The 17,942-nt window shown below is 39.2% G+C and carries 11 protein-coding genes; 10 read left to right on the forward strand and 1 reads right to left on the reverse strand.

Annotated features, from left to right (window positions below):
• Nucleotides 1-133: 133 nt before the first annotated feature.
• Nucleotides 134-1,012 (reverse strand): UDP-2,3-diacylglucosamine diphosphatase, encoded by an 879-nt coding sequence (locus ACTHN6_RS03845; RefSeq protein WP_440434396.1) that lies wholly within the window; start codon nucleotides 1,010-1,012, stop codon nucleotides 134-136.
• A 221-nt stretch (nucleotides 1,013-1,233) separates the two neighbouring features.
• On the opposite strand from ACTHN6_RS03845, the gene ACTHN6_RS03850 reads away from it, so the two are divergent.
• The 10 genes from ACTHN6_RS03850 (at nucleotide 1,234) to ACTHN6_RS03895 (ending at nucleotide 17,845) form a co-directional block, all read left to right on the forward strand.
• Nucleotides 1,234-4,461, forward strand: coding sequence for a TonB-dependent receptor (locus ACTHN6_RS03850; protein WP_440434397.1), 3,228 nt, complete (start codon nucleotides 1,234-1,236; stop codon nucleotides 4,459-4,461).
• Between the two features lie 176 nt (nucleotides 4,462-4,637).
• Nucleotides 4,638-5,027: a type VI secretion system tube protein TssD gene (gene tssD, locus ACTHN6_RS03855; RefSeq protein WP_440434398.1), complete on the forward strand. Its 390-nt coding sequence runs from the start codon at nucleotides 4,638-4,640 to the stop codon at nucleotides 5,025-5,027.
• Nucleotides 5,028-5,161: 134 nt separating this feature from the next.
• Complete coding sequence (locus ACTHN6_RS03860) at nucleotides 5,162-7,009, forward strand: phage baseplate assembly protein V (RefSeq protein ID WP_440434399.1); 1,848 nt, start codon at nucleotides 5,162-5,164, stop codon at nucleotides 7,007-7,009.
• A gap of 5 nt (nucleotides 7,010-7,014) precedes the next feature.
• The gene (locus ACTHN6_RS03865; RefSeq protein WP_440434400.1) at nucleotides 7,015-8,376 is read left to right on the forward strand and encodes a hypothetical protein; all 1,362 of its coding nucleotides are present in this window, start codon (nucleotides 7,015-7,017) and stop codon (nucleotides 8,374-8,376) included.
• A gap of 12 nt (nucleotides 8,377-8,388) precedes the next feature.
• Nucleotides 8,389-12,450: an RHS repeat-associated core domain-containing protein gene (locus ACTHN6_RS03870; protein ID WP_440434401.1), complete on the forward strand. Its 4,062-nt coding sequence runs from the start codon at nucleotides 8,389-8,391 to the stop codon at nucleotides 12,448-12,450.
• Nucleotides 12,451-12,456: 6 nt separating this feature from the next.
• On the forward strand, nucleotides 12,457-12,918 hold the full coding sequence (locus tag ACTHN6_RS03875) for a hypothetical protein (RefSeq protein WP_440434402.1): 462 nt from the start codon (nucleotides 12,457-12,459) through the stop codon (nucleotides 12,916-12,918).
• Nucleotides 12,919-14,106: 1,188 nt separating this feature from the next.
• Nucleotides 14,107-15,558 carry an RtcB family protein gene (locus ACTHN6_RS03880; RefSeq protein ID WP_440434403.1) on the forward strand — a complete coding sequence of 484 codons (1,452 nt, stop codon included), beginning with the start codon at nucleotides 14,107-14,109 and terminating at the stop codon, nucleotides 15,556-15,558.
• Between the two features lie 265 nt (nucleotides 15,559-15,823).
• Nucleotides 15,824-16,288, forward strand: coding sequence for a low molecular weight protein-tyrosine-phosphatase (locus tag ACTHN6_RS03885; RefSeq protein ID WP_440434404.1), 465 nt, complete (start codon nucleotides 15,824-15,826; stop codon nucleotides 16,286-16,288).
• Nucleotides 16,289-16,350: 62 nt separating this feature from the next.
• Nucleotides 16,351-16,665, forward strand: coding sequence for a hypothetical protein (locus tag ACTHN6_RS03890; protein ID WP_440434405.1), 315 nt, complete (start codon nucleotides 16,351-16,353; stop codon nucleotides 16,663-16,665).
• 367 nt (nucleotides 16,666-17,032) lie between these two features.
• On the forward strand, nucleotides 17,033-17,845 hold the full coding sequence (locus ACTHN6_RS03895) for a hypothetical protein (RefSeq protein WP_440434406.1): 813 nt from the start codon (nucleotides 17,033-17,035) through the stop codon (nucleotides 17,843-17,845).
• Nucleotides 17,846-17,942: the final 97 nt, after the last annotated feature.

Here is a 17,942-nt window from a genome sequence, read left to right on the forward strand (position 1 = left end):
AAAAAGCAAACACTGTCATCACTTACCGCTCTGACGCTTTTCAAATAGCAAATATGAATTAAACAGTTTGCTGAAGCGTCTGACCGTTATTCATCATCAATCTTAGTAAAATAATTCAAACAGCTTCTTATAATTATCCTGTTTTTTTCCTGGGATTATTATTAACCGGGAAATTAAGTGAATTAATAAACATGGTTACTTCATTACTGATTACATTCAGCTCGGGTATTTCTTGCGTATTGGGTCTAAAATTTTGTGCAGCGTATTCTTTGGCATTATATTGATATATCTTCCATTCGTTTTTATCAAATTCAAGTGCTGTTAAATTTTCAATCCAGTCGCCGCTGTTCAGGTAAGTAACTTTTCCTGCTTTGTTTTGAATGATTTTGTTTTGCGGCTGATGAATATGGCCGCAAATAACATAGTCGTAATTTTTTTCAATGGCCAGCTCGGCGGCAGTTTGTTCAAAGTTGGATATCCATTTCACAGCCTTCTTTACGCTGTTCTTTACCCTTTTACTGAAGCTCATTTTTTCACGGCCGGCCAAAACAAGCCACCAGTTTATAAAGTTGTTAAGCAGTATCAAAAGATCATAACCTTTACCGCCAAGTTTTGCCAGCAGTTTGGCGCTGCCTTTTGTGGTGGCATCAAAAACATCACCATGAAATATCCAGGTTTTCTTGCCGTTTATCTCAAGCAATAATTTATCGGTCAATGAAAAATTGCCCATGTTTAAAGGGCTCCACCGCCTTAATACTTCATCATGATTGCCGGTTATATACACCACCTGCGTTCCTCTGGAGAGCATGGAAAAAATCTCTTTGATAACCTGCATGTGGTTGGGAGGAAAGTAATGTTTGGAAAACTGCCAGCAGTCGATTATATCGCCATTTAATATTAGAATTTTGGGCTGAATGCTTCTGAGATAATTGACAGCTTCCTGTGCACGGCAACCATAAGTACCTAAATGAAGATCGCTTAAAACAGCAATTTCGAGGTTTCGCTTTTGCATGAAATCGGGTTTTTCAAAGGTTGAAATCAAATATTACCCGGTTGTAATGCCTGTGTGAAGAAATTATTTTCTTTTTGTAAACATTTGGTAAATGTTACATGCGTAAACTATTAAATTTAAATCAAACTCAAGCCCGGAAGTGTGTTATCAAATTATTATGTAAAAAATACACAACTTTTTCTTTCTTACAAGAATTACTTTTGCGGCAAAATTCAAGCGCAATGAGAAAAACTTTCCAAATTCTTTTGGTACTGCTTTCCCCCTTTTTCGTAAAAGCCCAGGTAACTACCAGTAATATTACCGGCACTGTTACTTCTACAGACAATGCTAAACTTCAGGGTGCTACGGTTACAGCCACCCATGTACCCACAGGAACCGTGTATAAAACGATGGTATCCGATAAAGGGGATTATGGTTTATTTAACCTGCGTTCCGGCGGGCCTTATACCGTAAAGGTGGATTATGTAGGTTATACTTCTTCTGAAAAAAATGACGTTTACCTTTCATTAGGTGAATATTTAAACCTCGATTTTAAGCTCTCCCAGCAAAGTACAACTTTAAATGATGTAGTTGTATCTGCTTACAGCAATCAGAAAACAGGTGCAGCTGGCGGCGATGAAACAAATATCGGCCGGGATAAAATGGCTAACCTGCCAACGGTTGGCCGTAATATGAGTGATTACCTGCGTTATGTACCACAGGCCAAAGTAACTGCAGACGGCGGTATTTCAATTGCAGGCCAGAACAACCGTTACAATTCGTTTTATATAGATGGCGCTGTAAATAATGATGCATTTGGGCTGGCAGCCAGCGGCACAAATGGCGGCCAGGCTGGTATTGCACCCATTTCTATTGATGCAATAGACCAGTTCCAGGTGGTGGTTTCTCCTTATGATGCTTCGCTTGGTAATTTTACAGGCGGCGGTATTAACGCTATTACAAAAAGCGGAACCAATAATGAAGAGGCTTCTGTTTACTATTTCTTCAGAAATCAAAACCTGTCAGGCAAAACACCGGGCGCCGATAAAGCGGATGCAACAAAGCTTCCTGATTTCAGCAATAAAACTTATGGCGCCCGTGTTGGCGGAGCCATCATCAAAAACAAATTATTCTATTTTGCGAATGTTGAATGGCAGCGTGATGAAAGGCCGCAGCCCCAAATTGACCCTTACAGCGGCGCTATAACAGGCGCTCAAATACAGGATTTGTCAAATTATTTGCAGAAGACTTATAATTATAACCCCGGCAGTTATTTAGATAATCCGGAAAAGGTTCAGGCAAACAGGGTGGTTGCCAAAGTTGACTGGAATATTAACGATGCCAATAAATTAAGTGTAAGTTTCCGGCACACCGATGGCTTTAGAAACAATGTTAGCCGCAGCAGCAGCAGCACTATTAATTTTTATAATGCAGGCTATGTAATGCCTAATAAAACCAATTCCGGCTCTGTTGAATTGAATTCGCGTTTCAGCAATAGTAACAGCAACAGGCTTTTACTCACTTTTACCAATGTAAAAGACGACAGGGGGCCGCTGGGTAGCGCATTTCCACGTGTACAAATAAAGGATGGTTCCAATAATGTTTATTTTGGAACAGAAGAATTTTCTACAGCCAATCTTTTAAAGCAAAATAATTATGCTTTGTTTGATGTGTATAAAATATTCAAGGGCAAACATACTTTATCATTTGGAACGGATGATGAGTTGAGTTATTCCTATAACATCTTCATCAGGCAGAACTATGGCTCTTACATCTTTAATAGCCTTGATGATTTTTATGCAGGCAATGCTGCAACTTACAACAGGTCATATTCGCTGGTTGATCCGGGTGTAACCGGCGATGCTGCTGTAAATGCTGCCGCCGAGTTTAATACCTTGCGTTTAGGGCTTTTTGCTTCAGATGAATTTAAAGTGAATAACAGGTTTACATTAACCTTTGGCGTAAGGCTCGATAATACCAGTTTTCTTACCACACCGCAGAAAGATAAATTCTTTAATGATACAGCCTTATCCAAAATATCACAGTATTATGACCTGCAAGGTGCAAAATCAGGGCAGATTTCAAGTCCCAAGCTGGCTATTAATCCCCGCGTAGGATTTACGTATAAAATTCCTGAATCAGGACTTACTATCCGCGGCGGCCTTGGTACATTCAGTGGCCGTGTGCCGCTTGTTTGGCCTGGCGGTGTGTATAACAACAATGGTATAAGCATAGCCGGTATTCGCGGCAGTAATGTGGAATTCAGGCCTGATGCATTTGATCAATATACGGCTGCTGATTTTGGCGCAACCGTATCAGTGCCTTCAGGTGAAATCAACCTTATTTCAAAAGATTTTAAAATGAATAAGGTATTCAGAACTTCATTGGCAGTAGATAAAACGTTTGGCAAAGGCTGGAGGGCTACCATTGAAGGAATATATACGGCTAATATCAACGAAATAAAATATACCCGTGTGGATATACTTCCGCCAACAGAAAAATCTGCGGGTGCAGATCAAAGAAATGTATATTCACTTAACGGAAGTTTCCCGCAATCAATAGGCGTGCGTGCAGATGGCAGCACACCTTACACCGGTATTTACCTGCTTTCAAATAATGATGGCAAAAAAGGTTATTCTTATAATATTTCAGCTACGCTCAATAAAAACTGGGCAAACGGTTTTTCTGCTAATGTAAATTATGTTTATGGCCGTTCCATGATATTGAATGAAGGAACAAGCTCACAAAACAGTTCACAATGGCGTTATATGGAAACGGTTAACGGAAGGAATTACATGGGTCTTTCCCGCAGCGATTTTGATCTTGGTCACCGCATTTTTGCTTATGTGTCAAAGAAATTTACTTATGCAAACAAAGCTTTGGCTACTACCGTGTCATTGGTTTATAACGGACAGAGCGGATCGCCTTACAGCTTTGTAATGGCAAACGGCATGGTACGTGATTATGACAACAGTGAATCGAATGACCTTATCTACATTCCTAAAAGCGCTTCTGAAATTACATTTGTTCAAAACGGCGATTATACACCGGAACAGCAATGGCAGATGTTTAATGATTATATCGGAAACGACAAATACCTCAGTAAACATCGTGGTGAATATGCGGAAAGAAATGGTGCAAGATTGCCTTTTGTAAATATTGTTGACTTTAAACTGCAACAGGATTTCAACTTAAAGATTGGCGGTAAAACATACCAACTACAGCTTACTTACGACATATTTAACCTCACCAACCTGATAAACAGGAATTGGGGCAAGCAATATTTTATGTCTAATGACCAGGCGGCTATTTTGAATATGAAAGGTTATGTTTCACCCACAGATCTTACACCCACATTTACTTTTACGCCGCCTACCGGCAGGGATGGCAAAGTGTATGACCTGAGCGATGGCGTTTACAACAGTTCAAGATGGACAAGCCAGTTGGGTATAAGGCTGAGCTTATTTTAATGGCATAAATTAATACAGGTATTTTTAAAAGCCCTGCACATTGTGCGGGGCTTTTTTCTTTATTAAAGGATAATATATATTCAGCGGCAGGCTATATGTGATATAATAACCGGGAATGGTTTCCCTGTCAAAGAATTTCCCGATTCATTCCATTATTAACTTCTAAAAAATAACCTATGGCTTTCAAAGCAACCTTGAAAATCGGCAGTAAAGAGTTTGATGTACTCAAATGCGATTATGAATTACGTAGAGACGTTGATTCAAAGGGCAGGCCTTCTTCCGGCGTTTACGGAGGCACCATTAATCTTACAGTGGAATCTACCGACGATACTTCTATCGTTGAATCGCTGGTAAACCAGTTTAAACCCGTAGACGGCAACATAACTTTTAAGAAAAGCGATGAAGATGCCAAAATGAAAGAATTATCCTGGGAAAAAGGGTATTTCGTTTATTTTAAAGAAGGCATTGATGTTACGGGCAAACAACCTATGCAAATTGACTTTGCAGTTTCTGCACAAACAATTAAAATGGGCAATGCAGAACACAAAAACGATTGGCCTTCATAAACCTGGTTACCACATCTTTTAAATTCCTCTCATGGTTTTGCATGAGAGGAATCAGCTTATTTGTATTAAGGCTTCTGCAGCATTTCGCTTGAAATGGCAGCCTGCATTTATTTTAACTCACCGTAACATTCTTTATGGAGAAAGTAATTGCTGATATAGAAATTGAAGATCAGAAAATAGAACATTACAGCACTGTAACGATTAACCAGAAATTTAATGAGCACCATACTTTTTCTATCCGGATAAAATATGATGTGCTTGAGAAAACCGGCTCCTTCAGTTTAAGTAATGCGCAAAAGCTTATCGGTAAATCTGCGGTTATAAAATTGCTCTATGCCAATACACTTGAAATTGCCTATGAATTTCACGGCCTCGTTTGCGGCATTGATATTGAGCAGGCTGATAATTTCTCCAGCGATCTTGTAATAAAAGGATATAGCCCGACCATACTTTTGGAAAATGGCCAGAACTTCAATTCTTTTTACAATAAAAAACTGCAGCAGGTTGTTGATGCATTAACCGGCAGTTTATCGCAGGTAAACTGCAGTGTAAACAACAGCCCTCAATATAAAACGCCGATACCCTATGTTTCCCAATACCGCGAAAGCGCTTTTCATTTTTTAAACCGGCTGTCTTCACAGTTTGGTGAATGGTTTTATTATGATGGGCAAAAATTATATTTCGGCAAGCCTTCCGGTTCGCCGAATATTGAAATAATTTACGGGATTGATGTGCGCAGCATGCAAATGAAGCTGCAGATTCTGCCCTTAACTTTCAGCGGTTATTCTTACCTGTCAAAAGATGATAAACTTATTACAGCCGATGCGCCTTCCACTATTGATGGCCTTGATGAATATGCCAGCTTTGTTTTAAACGAATCGAATAAAATTTTCTCCGAGCCGGTTAGCCTGCCTGTCAAACAAAGAATAGAAAGCAAATCTGATCTTGACAGCTTTTTGAAGCAAAAGAAAACGGCCATGGCTGCCAATCTTGAAGTGCTCAATGCCACCAGCGATAATCCTGGCGTATGCATTGGCGCTGTTGCCGATTTAAAGGTATCTGTTTTATCCGGCGCCGATTTTAAAAAAGAAGATGGCGGCAAATTCTTAATAACGGCTATAGAACATCATGTTTCCGGCAACGGAAAATATTATAACAGTTTTGAAGGCATCCCTTCAGGCATAGATGTAATACCTGTTGACAATGTAATAGTGCCCTTAGCTGAACCGCAGATTGCAACAGTAAAAGATAACAAAGACCCCGATAATATGGGCCGGGTGCGTGTACAGATGTTATGGCAGCAGGCCGGCAATGAAATGACGGACTGGCTGCGTGTGATGACGCCCGATGCCGGCGGCGGCAAAGGCGGCGCAAAAAACCGCGGCCTTGTAGTGGTTCCCGAACCCGGCGACCAGGTGCTGGTTTGTTTCCGCTATAATGATCCTGACAGGCCTTTTGTATTAGGCAGTATGTTTCATGGAAAAACGGGCGGTGGCGGTGGCCAGGGCAATAAAGTAAAAAGCCTTACTGCGCTTTCCGGCAGCATTGTTAGTTTGGATGGCGATGCAATCAATATTATTGATGCTGCAGGTAATAAAGTTACACTTGACGGCGGCGGTAAAATAAATGTCAACTGCACATCAAACATTACACTTGAATGCGGCAGTTCAAAAATAACAATGGATTCCGGCGGAAAGATTGAAATATCAGGCACTGAAATCACCGTTAGCGGCAGCACAAAAGCTGAAATGAAAAGCACGGCTTCATTTAAAGCAGAAGGCACGGCAGCAACCGTTAAAGGCGCTACTGCAGAAGTAAACGGCGATTCGAAAGTTGATGTAAAAAGCGGCGCTGCAGTTGAAGTGGCTTCACCTGCTACAACTGTAAAAGGCGATGCGAATCTTAAACTTCAAAGCGCCACGGTAGATGTGGAAGGTTCTGCTATGACCAACGTAAAAGGCGGTGTCGTAAATCTTAATTAAAGCATATGGCTTCTGAACATAATCCAATAGCCGGACTCATTCATCAAATACAGCAAAAATGGATAGATGAAGTTTCTCCTTGCCCTCAGATAAAAATAGCACGCTGGCTTATTCAGCCAGACCAGGCAAGATTATTCGAAGGATTTTTGAAGCTTGAATCAACTGAACATGGCGCTTTACCCGAAGTGCTCGTAACCATGTTAACGCCTTTCAAAAATGAAAGAACCTATGCCTTCAACCTGATAAAAGATTGGATTGATATTTATGAAAGCGATGAAAAAACACAGCAGAAACTAACGGCAGCCCAGAAGACTACTGATTGGAATGCTAAAAGCTTTTTGGCGGAAAAAGCTGAACACAATAATACAGATCAAACTGATCAGCTTATAAAAATGCTTACGGCCTTTCATGCAAAAATGATAGGCAATAATATGCGGCTTGTAGTAGCATTATTCCCGTACAGTATTCACGACATGGAAGGTTTGAAACGCTGGCTGGCTTCTCTTTTAAAGAAAGATATTCCTGATAGCATAACCTTTATGCTTTTTGATCATATTGGCGAATATTTTTTTGACAATGTGTTTACAAGATTTCCCGATGTAACTAAATCATTGCACATCAATCTCGATCTTGATGGGGCCATTAGTAAAATCACCAAAATGGGTGATCCTAATTCGCCCGAAATACAATTCAGGGAATGCATGCTGGAGATGGGCAAGGCCGTTCAGCACAAGGATATAACACAACTAAATAAATGGGGTGAAAAAGGTTTAACTGTAACACAAAGAAGCGGTATAAAAAGCATGTTTGCCACTGCGCATATCATTTATGCGGGCATGCTGTTTAATTTTAAAGTGCATGATAAAATTGATGCATTATTATCTTCAGGTTTAACCATTGCAAAGCAGGGTTTACAAACAGAAGCAGCAACCTGCAGGCCGCTCATCATACAGTTTTACGGATATACAGGCGCCAGCAAACAGGCTCAGAAAAAAATGAAAGAGGCTATAACCGCTTATGAAAAACAAGGCGATCTTGCGATGGAGTATCAATTGGCGGCAATGGCACTAACGCCTTACTGGCAGGCATATAATCTCAGCAAAAAAAATGAGCCGCTTCGTTATAAGGAGCTTTTAAAAAAAGCTTATTCCATTAAAAATTTTATGCAGAAAGAAGAACTGGAGAACAGCAGTTTTGCTGTTATAGCTTATGATTATGCAAAATGGCTGGAAGATAACCAGCAATGGGAAGAAGCCAAACAAACCGATAACGAGTTTAAAACAATTTATGGCGACGACTGGAGAGAGCAAGTTAAAAAGCCTGGCGCATCATCCATAAAAATGCGCGAATCATTTGTTGTACAATAGATATTATGAATTATGCTGCCCGCGAATAAACATTTATTACCGGTTATAGGAATTGACGTGCATATGATAGTGATATTAGGTGCGCCGGTTCCTGTGCCGCATCCTTTTATTGGCCTGGTATTCGACCCGATGGACTGGATACCGAAGATAGGTGCAACGGTAAATGTAAATTCTATCCCAAGGGGCAATTCAGGCACCAGCGGCATGCTTGGCACAAAGGCGCATATACCCATGGGCGGGCCGTTTGCCATGGCGCCCATGATTGGCCATGATGCAAAAAATTTCTTTGGCAGCCCGCGTGTAAAAGCAGAAGGCTCTTATTTCAGTGCAGGCGGTTTTATGCTGATGACGTGTAACGATATCGGCATTCCGCTTTCACTTTCAGCCGGCAAAAAATTCAAGCCGGTTCCATCTTTATACGCACCCACTTCTGCTACCATTCCCATACCTGGCGGCAAGCCGGTAATTGTTGGCGGACCGTATGTTCCCGATTTAATGGGAATGCTGATGGCGCTTGTAATGTCGTATGGATTTAGCGCATTGATGAAGGTGGGCGGTGCATTGATAAAAAAAGCTTTAACCGCTTTGAATCATGGTGTACTTAAAAAATTCAAGTGCACACAAAGTTTAGGCGATTTCTTATGTAAACATGGCTTTGAACCGGTTAATCTTATCAACGGAAGTGTGTTATACGAAGGCATTGATTTTGAAATGCCTGGTCCTATACCCCTTAAATGGAGCAGGAGATGGTATTCGGATTCAGGCTATGTGGGCTTACTTGGGCATGGCACACATTTAAATTACGATCAAACCTTACAAATATTTCAGGATGATAACGCTATTGGTATCACACTGCCCGATGGAAGAGCGGCAGGTTTTCCTTTGATTGTTTCGGAACATGAAAGTTTTTATCACCGGTTTGAGAAGCTTACACTTACCTGCAAAGACCGGAATACGTATGAACTTTTCAATCATAAAACCCAGTTGCTGCATACTTTCAAAAGAACACAGCGTAATACTTATAAACTTTCAACTATATCCAACGCAGCAGGCCTTTCACTAAAATTTTATTATAACGCTGATTATATTCTTAATAAAATTATAGATACGGCCGGCCGTGAAATTTTATTGGCGCTGGATAATTTCAACCGCATCACAAAAGTTGCAGCGCAGCATAAAGGTTTTAAAAGAACGATGGTTGAATATGGTTACAACGACGTTGGTGATCTTACTGCCATAACCGATGCGAAAGAACAAACTACTTCCATTGTTTATCAGAATCATTTAATGGTTGAAAAAACTGATAGGAACGGCCAAACTTTTTACTGGAAATATGATGGTTTAAAAACAGGTGCAAGATGCGTGCACACCTGGAGCGATGGCGGCATACTGGAAGGGCGTATTGAATATCATAAAGGTTTTAATGTAGTAACCAATTCTTTGGGTGAACAAAAAACTTATCACTACGACGAGAATGATTTATGCGTACAGGAAACAGATGCGTTGGGTAACTCCGTATTTCATCAATACACGGAATACATGGAACCTTACCGCGATATTGATGAGGAAGGCAACATAACCGGTTATGTGTATGATGACCGGGGTAATATGATTGCTGTGCAAAAACCTGATGGTGCTGCCATCAATTATTTGTATGATGGTAACGGCAAACTGAAAATGATAACGGATGCAGAAGGTAAATCAACTGTATATGTAAATAAAGATGGTTTATTGAAAGCAGTTGTAGCACCTGATAGCGCTGTTACAGCGTATGAATATAATGCGGATGGTTTAATAAAAGCAATCACCAACAATAAAGGATTGCAAACGCAGTTGCAATATGATGATGATCATAATCTCATTAAAATGATCTTGCCGGACAGCGTTGAAGCAAGCTGGGAATATGATGCCTGGGGAAGATGCGTTAAAGCTGTAAACCCTGAAAAACAAGCTGAAGATTTTGTGTATGATGTCTTGGATCGTGTGGTAAGAATTAAAAAATATGATGGCAATAAAATCCAGTTGCAATACAATGCTTATGATGAAGTATTGTACGCTGAAGATGCGCATCACCGCGTAAAATTTGAATACACGCCATTGGGCAGTTTGCAGTCAAGGGAAGAAAACGGAACAAGAATACAATTCAATTATAATACAGAAGACCGCTTGGTTTCGTTGCTGAATGAGCAGAATGAAGTTTATCGTTTTAAATATGATGCAAGAGGTAAAATCATTCGGGAGATTGGCTTTGATGGCATTGTGCGGGATTATGTGCGCGGCCGCACCGGGAAAGTAATGCGCGTTAACAGGCCTGGTAACAGGTTTACAGCATATGAATATGATATGGCAGGCCGCCTTACCCGTGCCGAATACAGCGATGGCACCTGGGAAATATATGGATATAATAAAAACGGCCAGCTGATTGAAGCTGCAAATGAAAACAGCAGCGTTATAATTGAACGCGATGCATTAGACAGGGTTATAAAAGATAACCAGGATGAATATTTTGTTGAAAGTGTATATGATAAACTGGGCAGGCGTGCTGAAGTTAAAAGTTCTTTAGGCGCTTCTATAAAACTGGAAAGGAATAAAGCAGGTTTTGTAAGCAGTGTGGTGGCTAACAATGCAGCCGGTGAGCGTTGGGGGGCGCAATTCAAATACAATGCGCTTGGATTTGAAACAGAGCGGTTGCTTCCGGGTGATATTATTTCATCATTTGATTATGACAGGGCTGGTCATCCACTTGAACAAAAAGTGAGAAATGGTTCCAGCGTATTGCGGCATCGCAGCTATTCATGGAATGTGAACGACCGGCTGCAAAGCATGGTAAACAATCTTACAAGAGGTGCTGTGCAATATGGTCATGATGATTTTGGTAATCTTGCCTGGGCACGGTATGAAGATCAGTTTTATGATTACCGCATGCCTGACAAGGCGGGCAATCTTTATAAAACAAAAGAGCAGACAGACCGCAGGTATGGCAACGGAGGCAGACTATTTGAAAGGGATGGCGTAAAATACAGTTACGATGAAGAGGGCAACCTTATTTCAAAAACTTCACAGGATGGTGTTAAATGGTTATATAAATGGAACGGAAATGGCATGCTGAAACAGGTTATACGACCTGATGGAAAAGAAGTGAACTTTGAATATGATGCACTGGGAAGAAGGACTGCAAAAATTTATAATGGTAATATAACCCGCTGGGTTTGGGACGGTAATACACCTTTGCATGAATGGAAATATGCTGCAAAAGAAAGACCGAAAATAACCATAGATGAATACGGCGAAGTAAATAAAAGCAACCTGGAACCACTTGAAAATTTAATAACCTGGATATTTGATGAAGGAACCTTTAAGCCTGCAGCCAAAATAGAAAACGGAAAACAGCAAAGCATTATTACAGATTATCTTGGCACGCCGGTGGAAATGTATGGTAGTGATGGTAAACAAACATGGAGTGTTGAATATGATATTTATGGAAAGATAAGGAAGCAGTATATTGGAGGTTTAACGGATTGCCCGTTCAGGTACCAGGGACAGTATGAAGATGAAGAAACAGGCTTGTATTATAATCGGTTCAGGTATTATGATGGTAATGATGGCAGGTATGTTAGTCAGGATCCAATAAGATTGAGCGGAGGGTTAAATTTTTATAATTATGTTCAGGACCCGGGCATATATATTGATGGATTTGGACTAACTCCTTTTACACCCAGGCCGGTTACCGAAGGAAGCGTTTTCAGAGGTGTTAAACCAGGGCAACCGACCTTTTCTCCGGATGCTAACGATTTGGCTGGCATGGATCATATGCCAGGTATTTCGTCAAAGCCTAAAAATAATGCTCAAACGCAAAAATTCTTTCAAAAGATGGGGGCCGATGTAAAAGAGATAGATGTTACTAAACTTAGCGCGTTGGAAGCTATTCAAGATGGAAAGGATCATGTTAGTCTCAGACCCAGTCAAAAATATTTGGATGAAAAAGGAATAAGCATGAAAGAAGCTTTGGAAGATTGGTCAAAAGGCGGAGATGAACACGAATTAAGCAAAGAACTGGCGGGCGCTTGTAAATAATTTCACATGGAAAGACAAAAGTATTTGAAGCATAGAAATTACAAAAACATGCATTCTTATTTAACTGCTATTTTAAATAAGATTGAACTGGATGTTTATGAATATCTGAAAGCAAAATTGCTGCAAGACTTTTTAATTAAAAAGACATTAATATTAGCACAAACCCGCCCTGTATTTTCTTATAGTATTTCATTTGAGTTTTTTGAAGAGTCAGATGAAATAGGCTATAAAGAAAACGTGGTAAATTTTATTGTAGTATTAACTTTTAATGATAAGGATTTGAGCTTTGATATCCTGGCTGATATTTCAAGTTTTTATGAGACAATCTCTTCAGGATGGTATCAAGAAATAAATGTTTTGCCTGATAAAGCAAAAGATTATTTTGAGAAAGTTCCCGGCAACTTTTTAAAAGTTTTAGATAATTTTTTTAATAAAGAACTTAATGTATATAAAGATCAAACCGAATAAGATAATTATACTGTTAGCTATTTTGTGTCTTGCAACTAACACCATAGCATGGGCAATACAGAAGTGAAAGTTAGAAATGAATTAACACCATTTATTCAATGATCAAATTAGTTACAAAGGGCTTGAAGTAAAAAAGGCCTTTGTATTGATAAGAATGAAAACCAAACAAATCAAAACTATTGCCATCCTTTTAGTATGCAGTTTACTCATCTTTATATGCTTTAATCAAAACGCCCGCCTCACCATAAAATATTTCTTCAGGGAATTAATAAAATCTATACTTAATTTTTTATAAATACTTGCTATTTGCAAGTAAAAAATGAACATTTTAAAAAAATTACTTCTGAAAATTTGGAAGTATGAAACTAATAACACGATCTTTGCAATCGTAAAGAAAAATTTATCATGCAACGAAAATCATTACATATTGATTTTACAAATAAGTGTAGTTCAACAATGAACTATACCATTTGCGGGGCATGTGATGCATATAATTTGTAATAAAAAACGGATTAAAAAACATAAAGCCCCGCAAAAAGCGGGGTTTTTTATTTATGTGCTGCCTGGAAAAACTAAATGAATATTATTATGAATAAAACGTATAAACAGTAAATGCTGGTGCGAAACTATACGCGACATACACGATTTATAATGTTTGATAATATGCCTTTATCAATGCAATGCAATTACTATGTATCGCTGAACAGTACCATTGAAAACTCAGAGAAAACATATAAGGGCATACGCAAGCGACCGGATTGAATCCATACACAAATAGATGTTTGTATAAAAAAAGCCGGTCGCAAAAACGACCGGCCTTTTTTATGCTTTACTGCTGAAAAATATTTTAAAAAAAAGGAGGATGGAAATGAACAACAGCTTTTTAATCAAAACACTTGTAAAGTATTTTGGCGAAACCAAAACCATTAAGATGCTGAATTTAGTGCACAGAAGAAGCATTAATAAAAGAGCAAGAAAATATAAAGCATTATTGAAAGGAGCCTGAACAACTTCTTACAGGGGTTACTCATTTTCTTTGAATCGGCACACCAGCGTTGAAGGTGATAATAGATTTTTCAACAATGCAGGCCGATGCTAACTTATGAAGCATCACAACGGAAATAAAGAACAGGGTTAGTCTTTCGGCTAACCGGTTCTTTATCTTTTACCAATCAAAACAAACATGCAATGAGTAAACTAAAAATAACGGCAAAAGAATTAAGGGCAATTGGTTTTCCTGAAAGCCCTGTTATTCCTGTTGCCATGCAGGTGATGGAAAAACATTTTAAACATCACACTAAAGAAGAAGCAACAGCAATTTTACAAGCCCTACTGGCTTCTCCGCTGGAATATAAAAGCGATAAAATACTTGGCATAATTGCAGAAAAATTATTGCCAAAAGAAAAAATTGGCGAATCGGAGATTTCATTAAATAATGCGGGAATTCAGTTCAGCATATTTGGTGCGGAACATATTGAACAAGGCGCTTTTCATCAAATGTACAGTGCCGCAAAACTGCCTGTTGCAGTAGCAGGCGCTTTAATGCCTGATGCGCATCATGGTTACGGATTGCCGATTGGTGGCGTACTCGCAACAGACAACGCCATCATTCCTTATGGCGTTGGCGTGGACATTGGCTGCAGAATGTGTTTAAGCATTTTTGATGTTGATGCAAAAGAGTTAATCAACAGGGAAAATTTTTTTGTAAGGGAAATTAATGAAGCTACATTATTCGGCAGCGGCGCTACATTTCAGCAGCCTGCCGAACATGCAATAATGGATAGCGAAATATTTCAGTCAACACCATTATTAAAGAGTTTGCAGGGCAGGGCGTGGAAACAGTTGGGCAGCAGCGGGAGCGGAAATCATTTTGTTGAATTTGGTGAAGTAGCAATTACTGAAAAAGATGAGATACTGAATGTGGAGCCCGGCGTATATCTTGGCCTGTTATCACACTCCGGCAGCAGGGCATTAGGTGCAAATATTGCCAATCATTATACCAGGATTGCTGTAAGCAAAAGAAGATTGCCACAGGAAGCAAAAAATCTTGCGTGGTTAGATTTAAATGAAGCGGAGGGAATAGAATATTGGATGGCTATGAATCTCGCTGGTGATTATGCAAGCGCCTGCCACCATATCATTCATGCAAAAATTGCAAAGCAGTTGGGAAGGCAGCCTGTAACAATGGTTGAGAACCACCACAATTTTGCATGGAAGGAAATGTATGAAGACAGGGAAGTTATTGTTCACAGGAAAGGCGCTACGCCTGCCGGTAAAGATGTGTTAGGCATTATTCCCGGAAGTATGACAGCGAATGGATTTATTGTAAAAGGTAAAGGCGAAATGGCTTCCGTTAATTCTGCAAGCCATGGTGCGGGAAGGAAAATGAGCAGAACGGCGGCGATGGCAAATATTACCCATAATGCTTTAAAAGAAGAATTGCAAAAGCATAGTGTAAGGTTGCTGGGCGGTGGTTTGGATGAAGCGCCGTTTGCTTATAAAAACATTCATGATGTAATGAAAAGCCAGGCAGCATTGGTGGATATAATTGGAACATTCACGCCAAAGATTGTGAAAATGGCCGGCCCGGAAACCAATCATTTCAACAGGAAAAAGAAAGGAGAAATTGCGGGTGGATAAGCAGGCCGCTTTCTTGCTGACGCATGATTATTAAATAATGAATCAGCATAAAATAATTATATAAGCTTCCAAAATTGTTGCCATAAATGCATGGATAAATACCTGTGCATTTGTGGCAATTATTAATTCCCACCTGAATTTAATACCACTTTTCATCAGTTCGTCGGCAGAATAAATCATTCAACGATGAATCATGCCCATTCAACGATTAAGATTAAGGAGGCCTTTATGCCAGATTATTTTTGCATCACAAATTCAATAACACATGAAAATCTTGATGGTTTGTAAAGGAAATATCTGCAGATCGCCGCTTGCAGAAGGCATATTAAAAACCAAAGCCCGGGCCGGAAATTTAAACTGGTTTGTTGACAGCGCAGCTATTGCAGCTTATCATATTGGCAAAGCGCCGCATGAACTTTCACAAAAAGTTGCTTTGATGAATAGTGTTGATATATCAGATCAGAAAGCCAGGCTTTTTGCCGAAGAAGATCTTGAAAGCTTCGATATTATTTACGCAATGTCTGCCGATATAAAAAGCATCATCGAAACAAGGTATCCCGGAAACAGGAATCTCGGTAAGGTAAAACTGATAATGAATGAGCTGAACGCCGGCAGTAATGAAAATGTTCCTGATCCGTTTCATTATGGTGAAAAGGAATTTCATGAAGTATTTCATATGCTTGACAAGTGCAGCAGCGTTATTATTAGCAAATATAACAGGGTTGCATAACTGAAAAATAAGATCAACTACTCCAGCAAAACCAAAACTGTTAACACAATAAACCAATTACAATGGCAAAAAAATTACCTTACGGCATTGTTTTGCTTATACTAAACCTCACCGGCACTCTCCTGTTTGCATCAATTTCTTTAAACTTAACTGGCAGCAACGCCCGGGATTTTAGCCAGGCAGCATCTGCGGCAAAATTGCTGATGTATGGTTATTGCATTAGCCTGGTTTTCTCCTTTTTATCGTACATAGCTGCTATCTTTTTAAAGCCGGCTCTATCAACCAAAATAAATTCTCTGAATAAAATTTTTCTTGCCGAGTTTATAGGCTTTTTAACCATTTTTTTTATCGTCTGTTTTTACTTAGTCCGTTTTTAATCCATACCGTATCCAATTATTAGCTCGTTTTATCCGTATCCTGCAAAACCATTTTAAAGCCCGTTCTTAATCCGTACCATAATGAAGACAAGTTGTAGTTATCCCGTTTTTATCCGTACAATATGAACTAAATCAATTCTGCCCTAAACATTCCGGTTTTAAAACAGCACAGGCATTCCAGGCGGAATGCTTTGTGCTTTAGCATACATTAAAGATAACTGGCAACAGGCTACTTTATACCTGTGTATAACAATTAAGGAAACACACCCTGTTTTTCTAACCGCGAATTGTTTAAAAAGGATAATTTTACCACTTTGAAAAAGCTTCTTGTTACAAGTGGCCTTGGTCTTAAAAAATCCAAATATTAATGACTTCGATAAGCCAGCCGGAAAGTATTCTGAAACAGAAAACAAAGATGTTTCGTTTTGCAGCTTTTGCCTTGTTTGTTATATTAATGAACGCTGTGATTAATTTCTTCAGGGGCCACCTTATCTCCTCGTTATTGGGATTATTATTCGCCCTTACATTGTGCATTGTTCTATACTTTATACGGCAGGGGAAAACCAAACATATAATCAGCATTCTTATTATTTCATCAGATATATTTATGGGGCTGCTTGTTTTTGCAGAAGGCCTTGACATGGGCGGTTTTCTTTATTATTTTGCCCTGCTTTTTGCTATCCCCTTTTTATTAAGCAACAGCAAGAGTATGCAAACCGACACGATCATATACCTCTCATTTACAGTATTAGCGTTTTGCATTTGCATTTTGTTTTGCAAGCGTACCAGCACCTGGCAGCACATATCACTTAAAACCTTTCCTTCCCGTTTTACTTTTAACAGCATAACCGCCGCTATTTTATGCAGTGTTTTTGCTTACATAGGAATATATTTTGAAAGAAAAACAAAAGAAGAACTGGTAGAAGCCAAAAGCAGGGCTGAAAAACAGGAACAAAGAGTATCAGAGCAGAATGCAAGGCTTAAAGACATTGCCTATTTAAATGCCCATATAGTAAGAGCGCCTCTCGCAAACATACTGGCTTTAACCAGCCTGATAGACGAAACCAAAATACCCGATGAAGAAACCAAAGAGTTACTGCATTATTTACAGGAATCTGCTGAAATACTTGACAATAATATAAAGGAAATTATTTCGAAGGCCACTTATATCAATCCATAATATTTACACAGCCATCAACATATAGGCTTACTGTTTTAATACTGTTCTTTCAAAAATAATCAGCAGTTTTGCGGCACTTCAATTATTAAAAACAACA

It is taken from the genome of Parafilimonas sp., from assembly GCF_051953455.1.
Taxonomy (GTDB): Bacteria; Bacteroidota; Bacteroidia; order Chitinophagales; family Chitinophagaceae; genus Parafilimonas.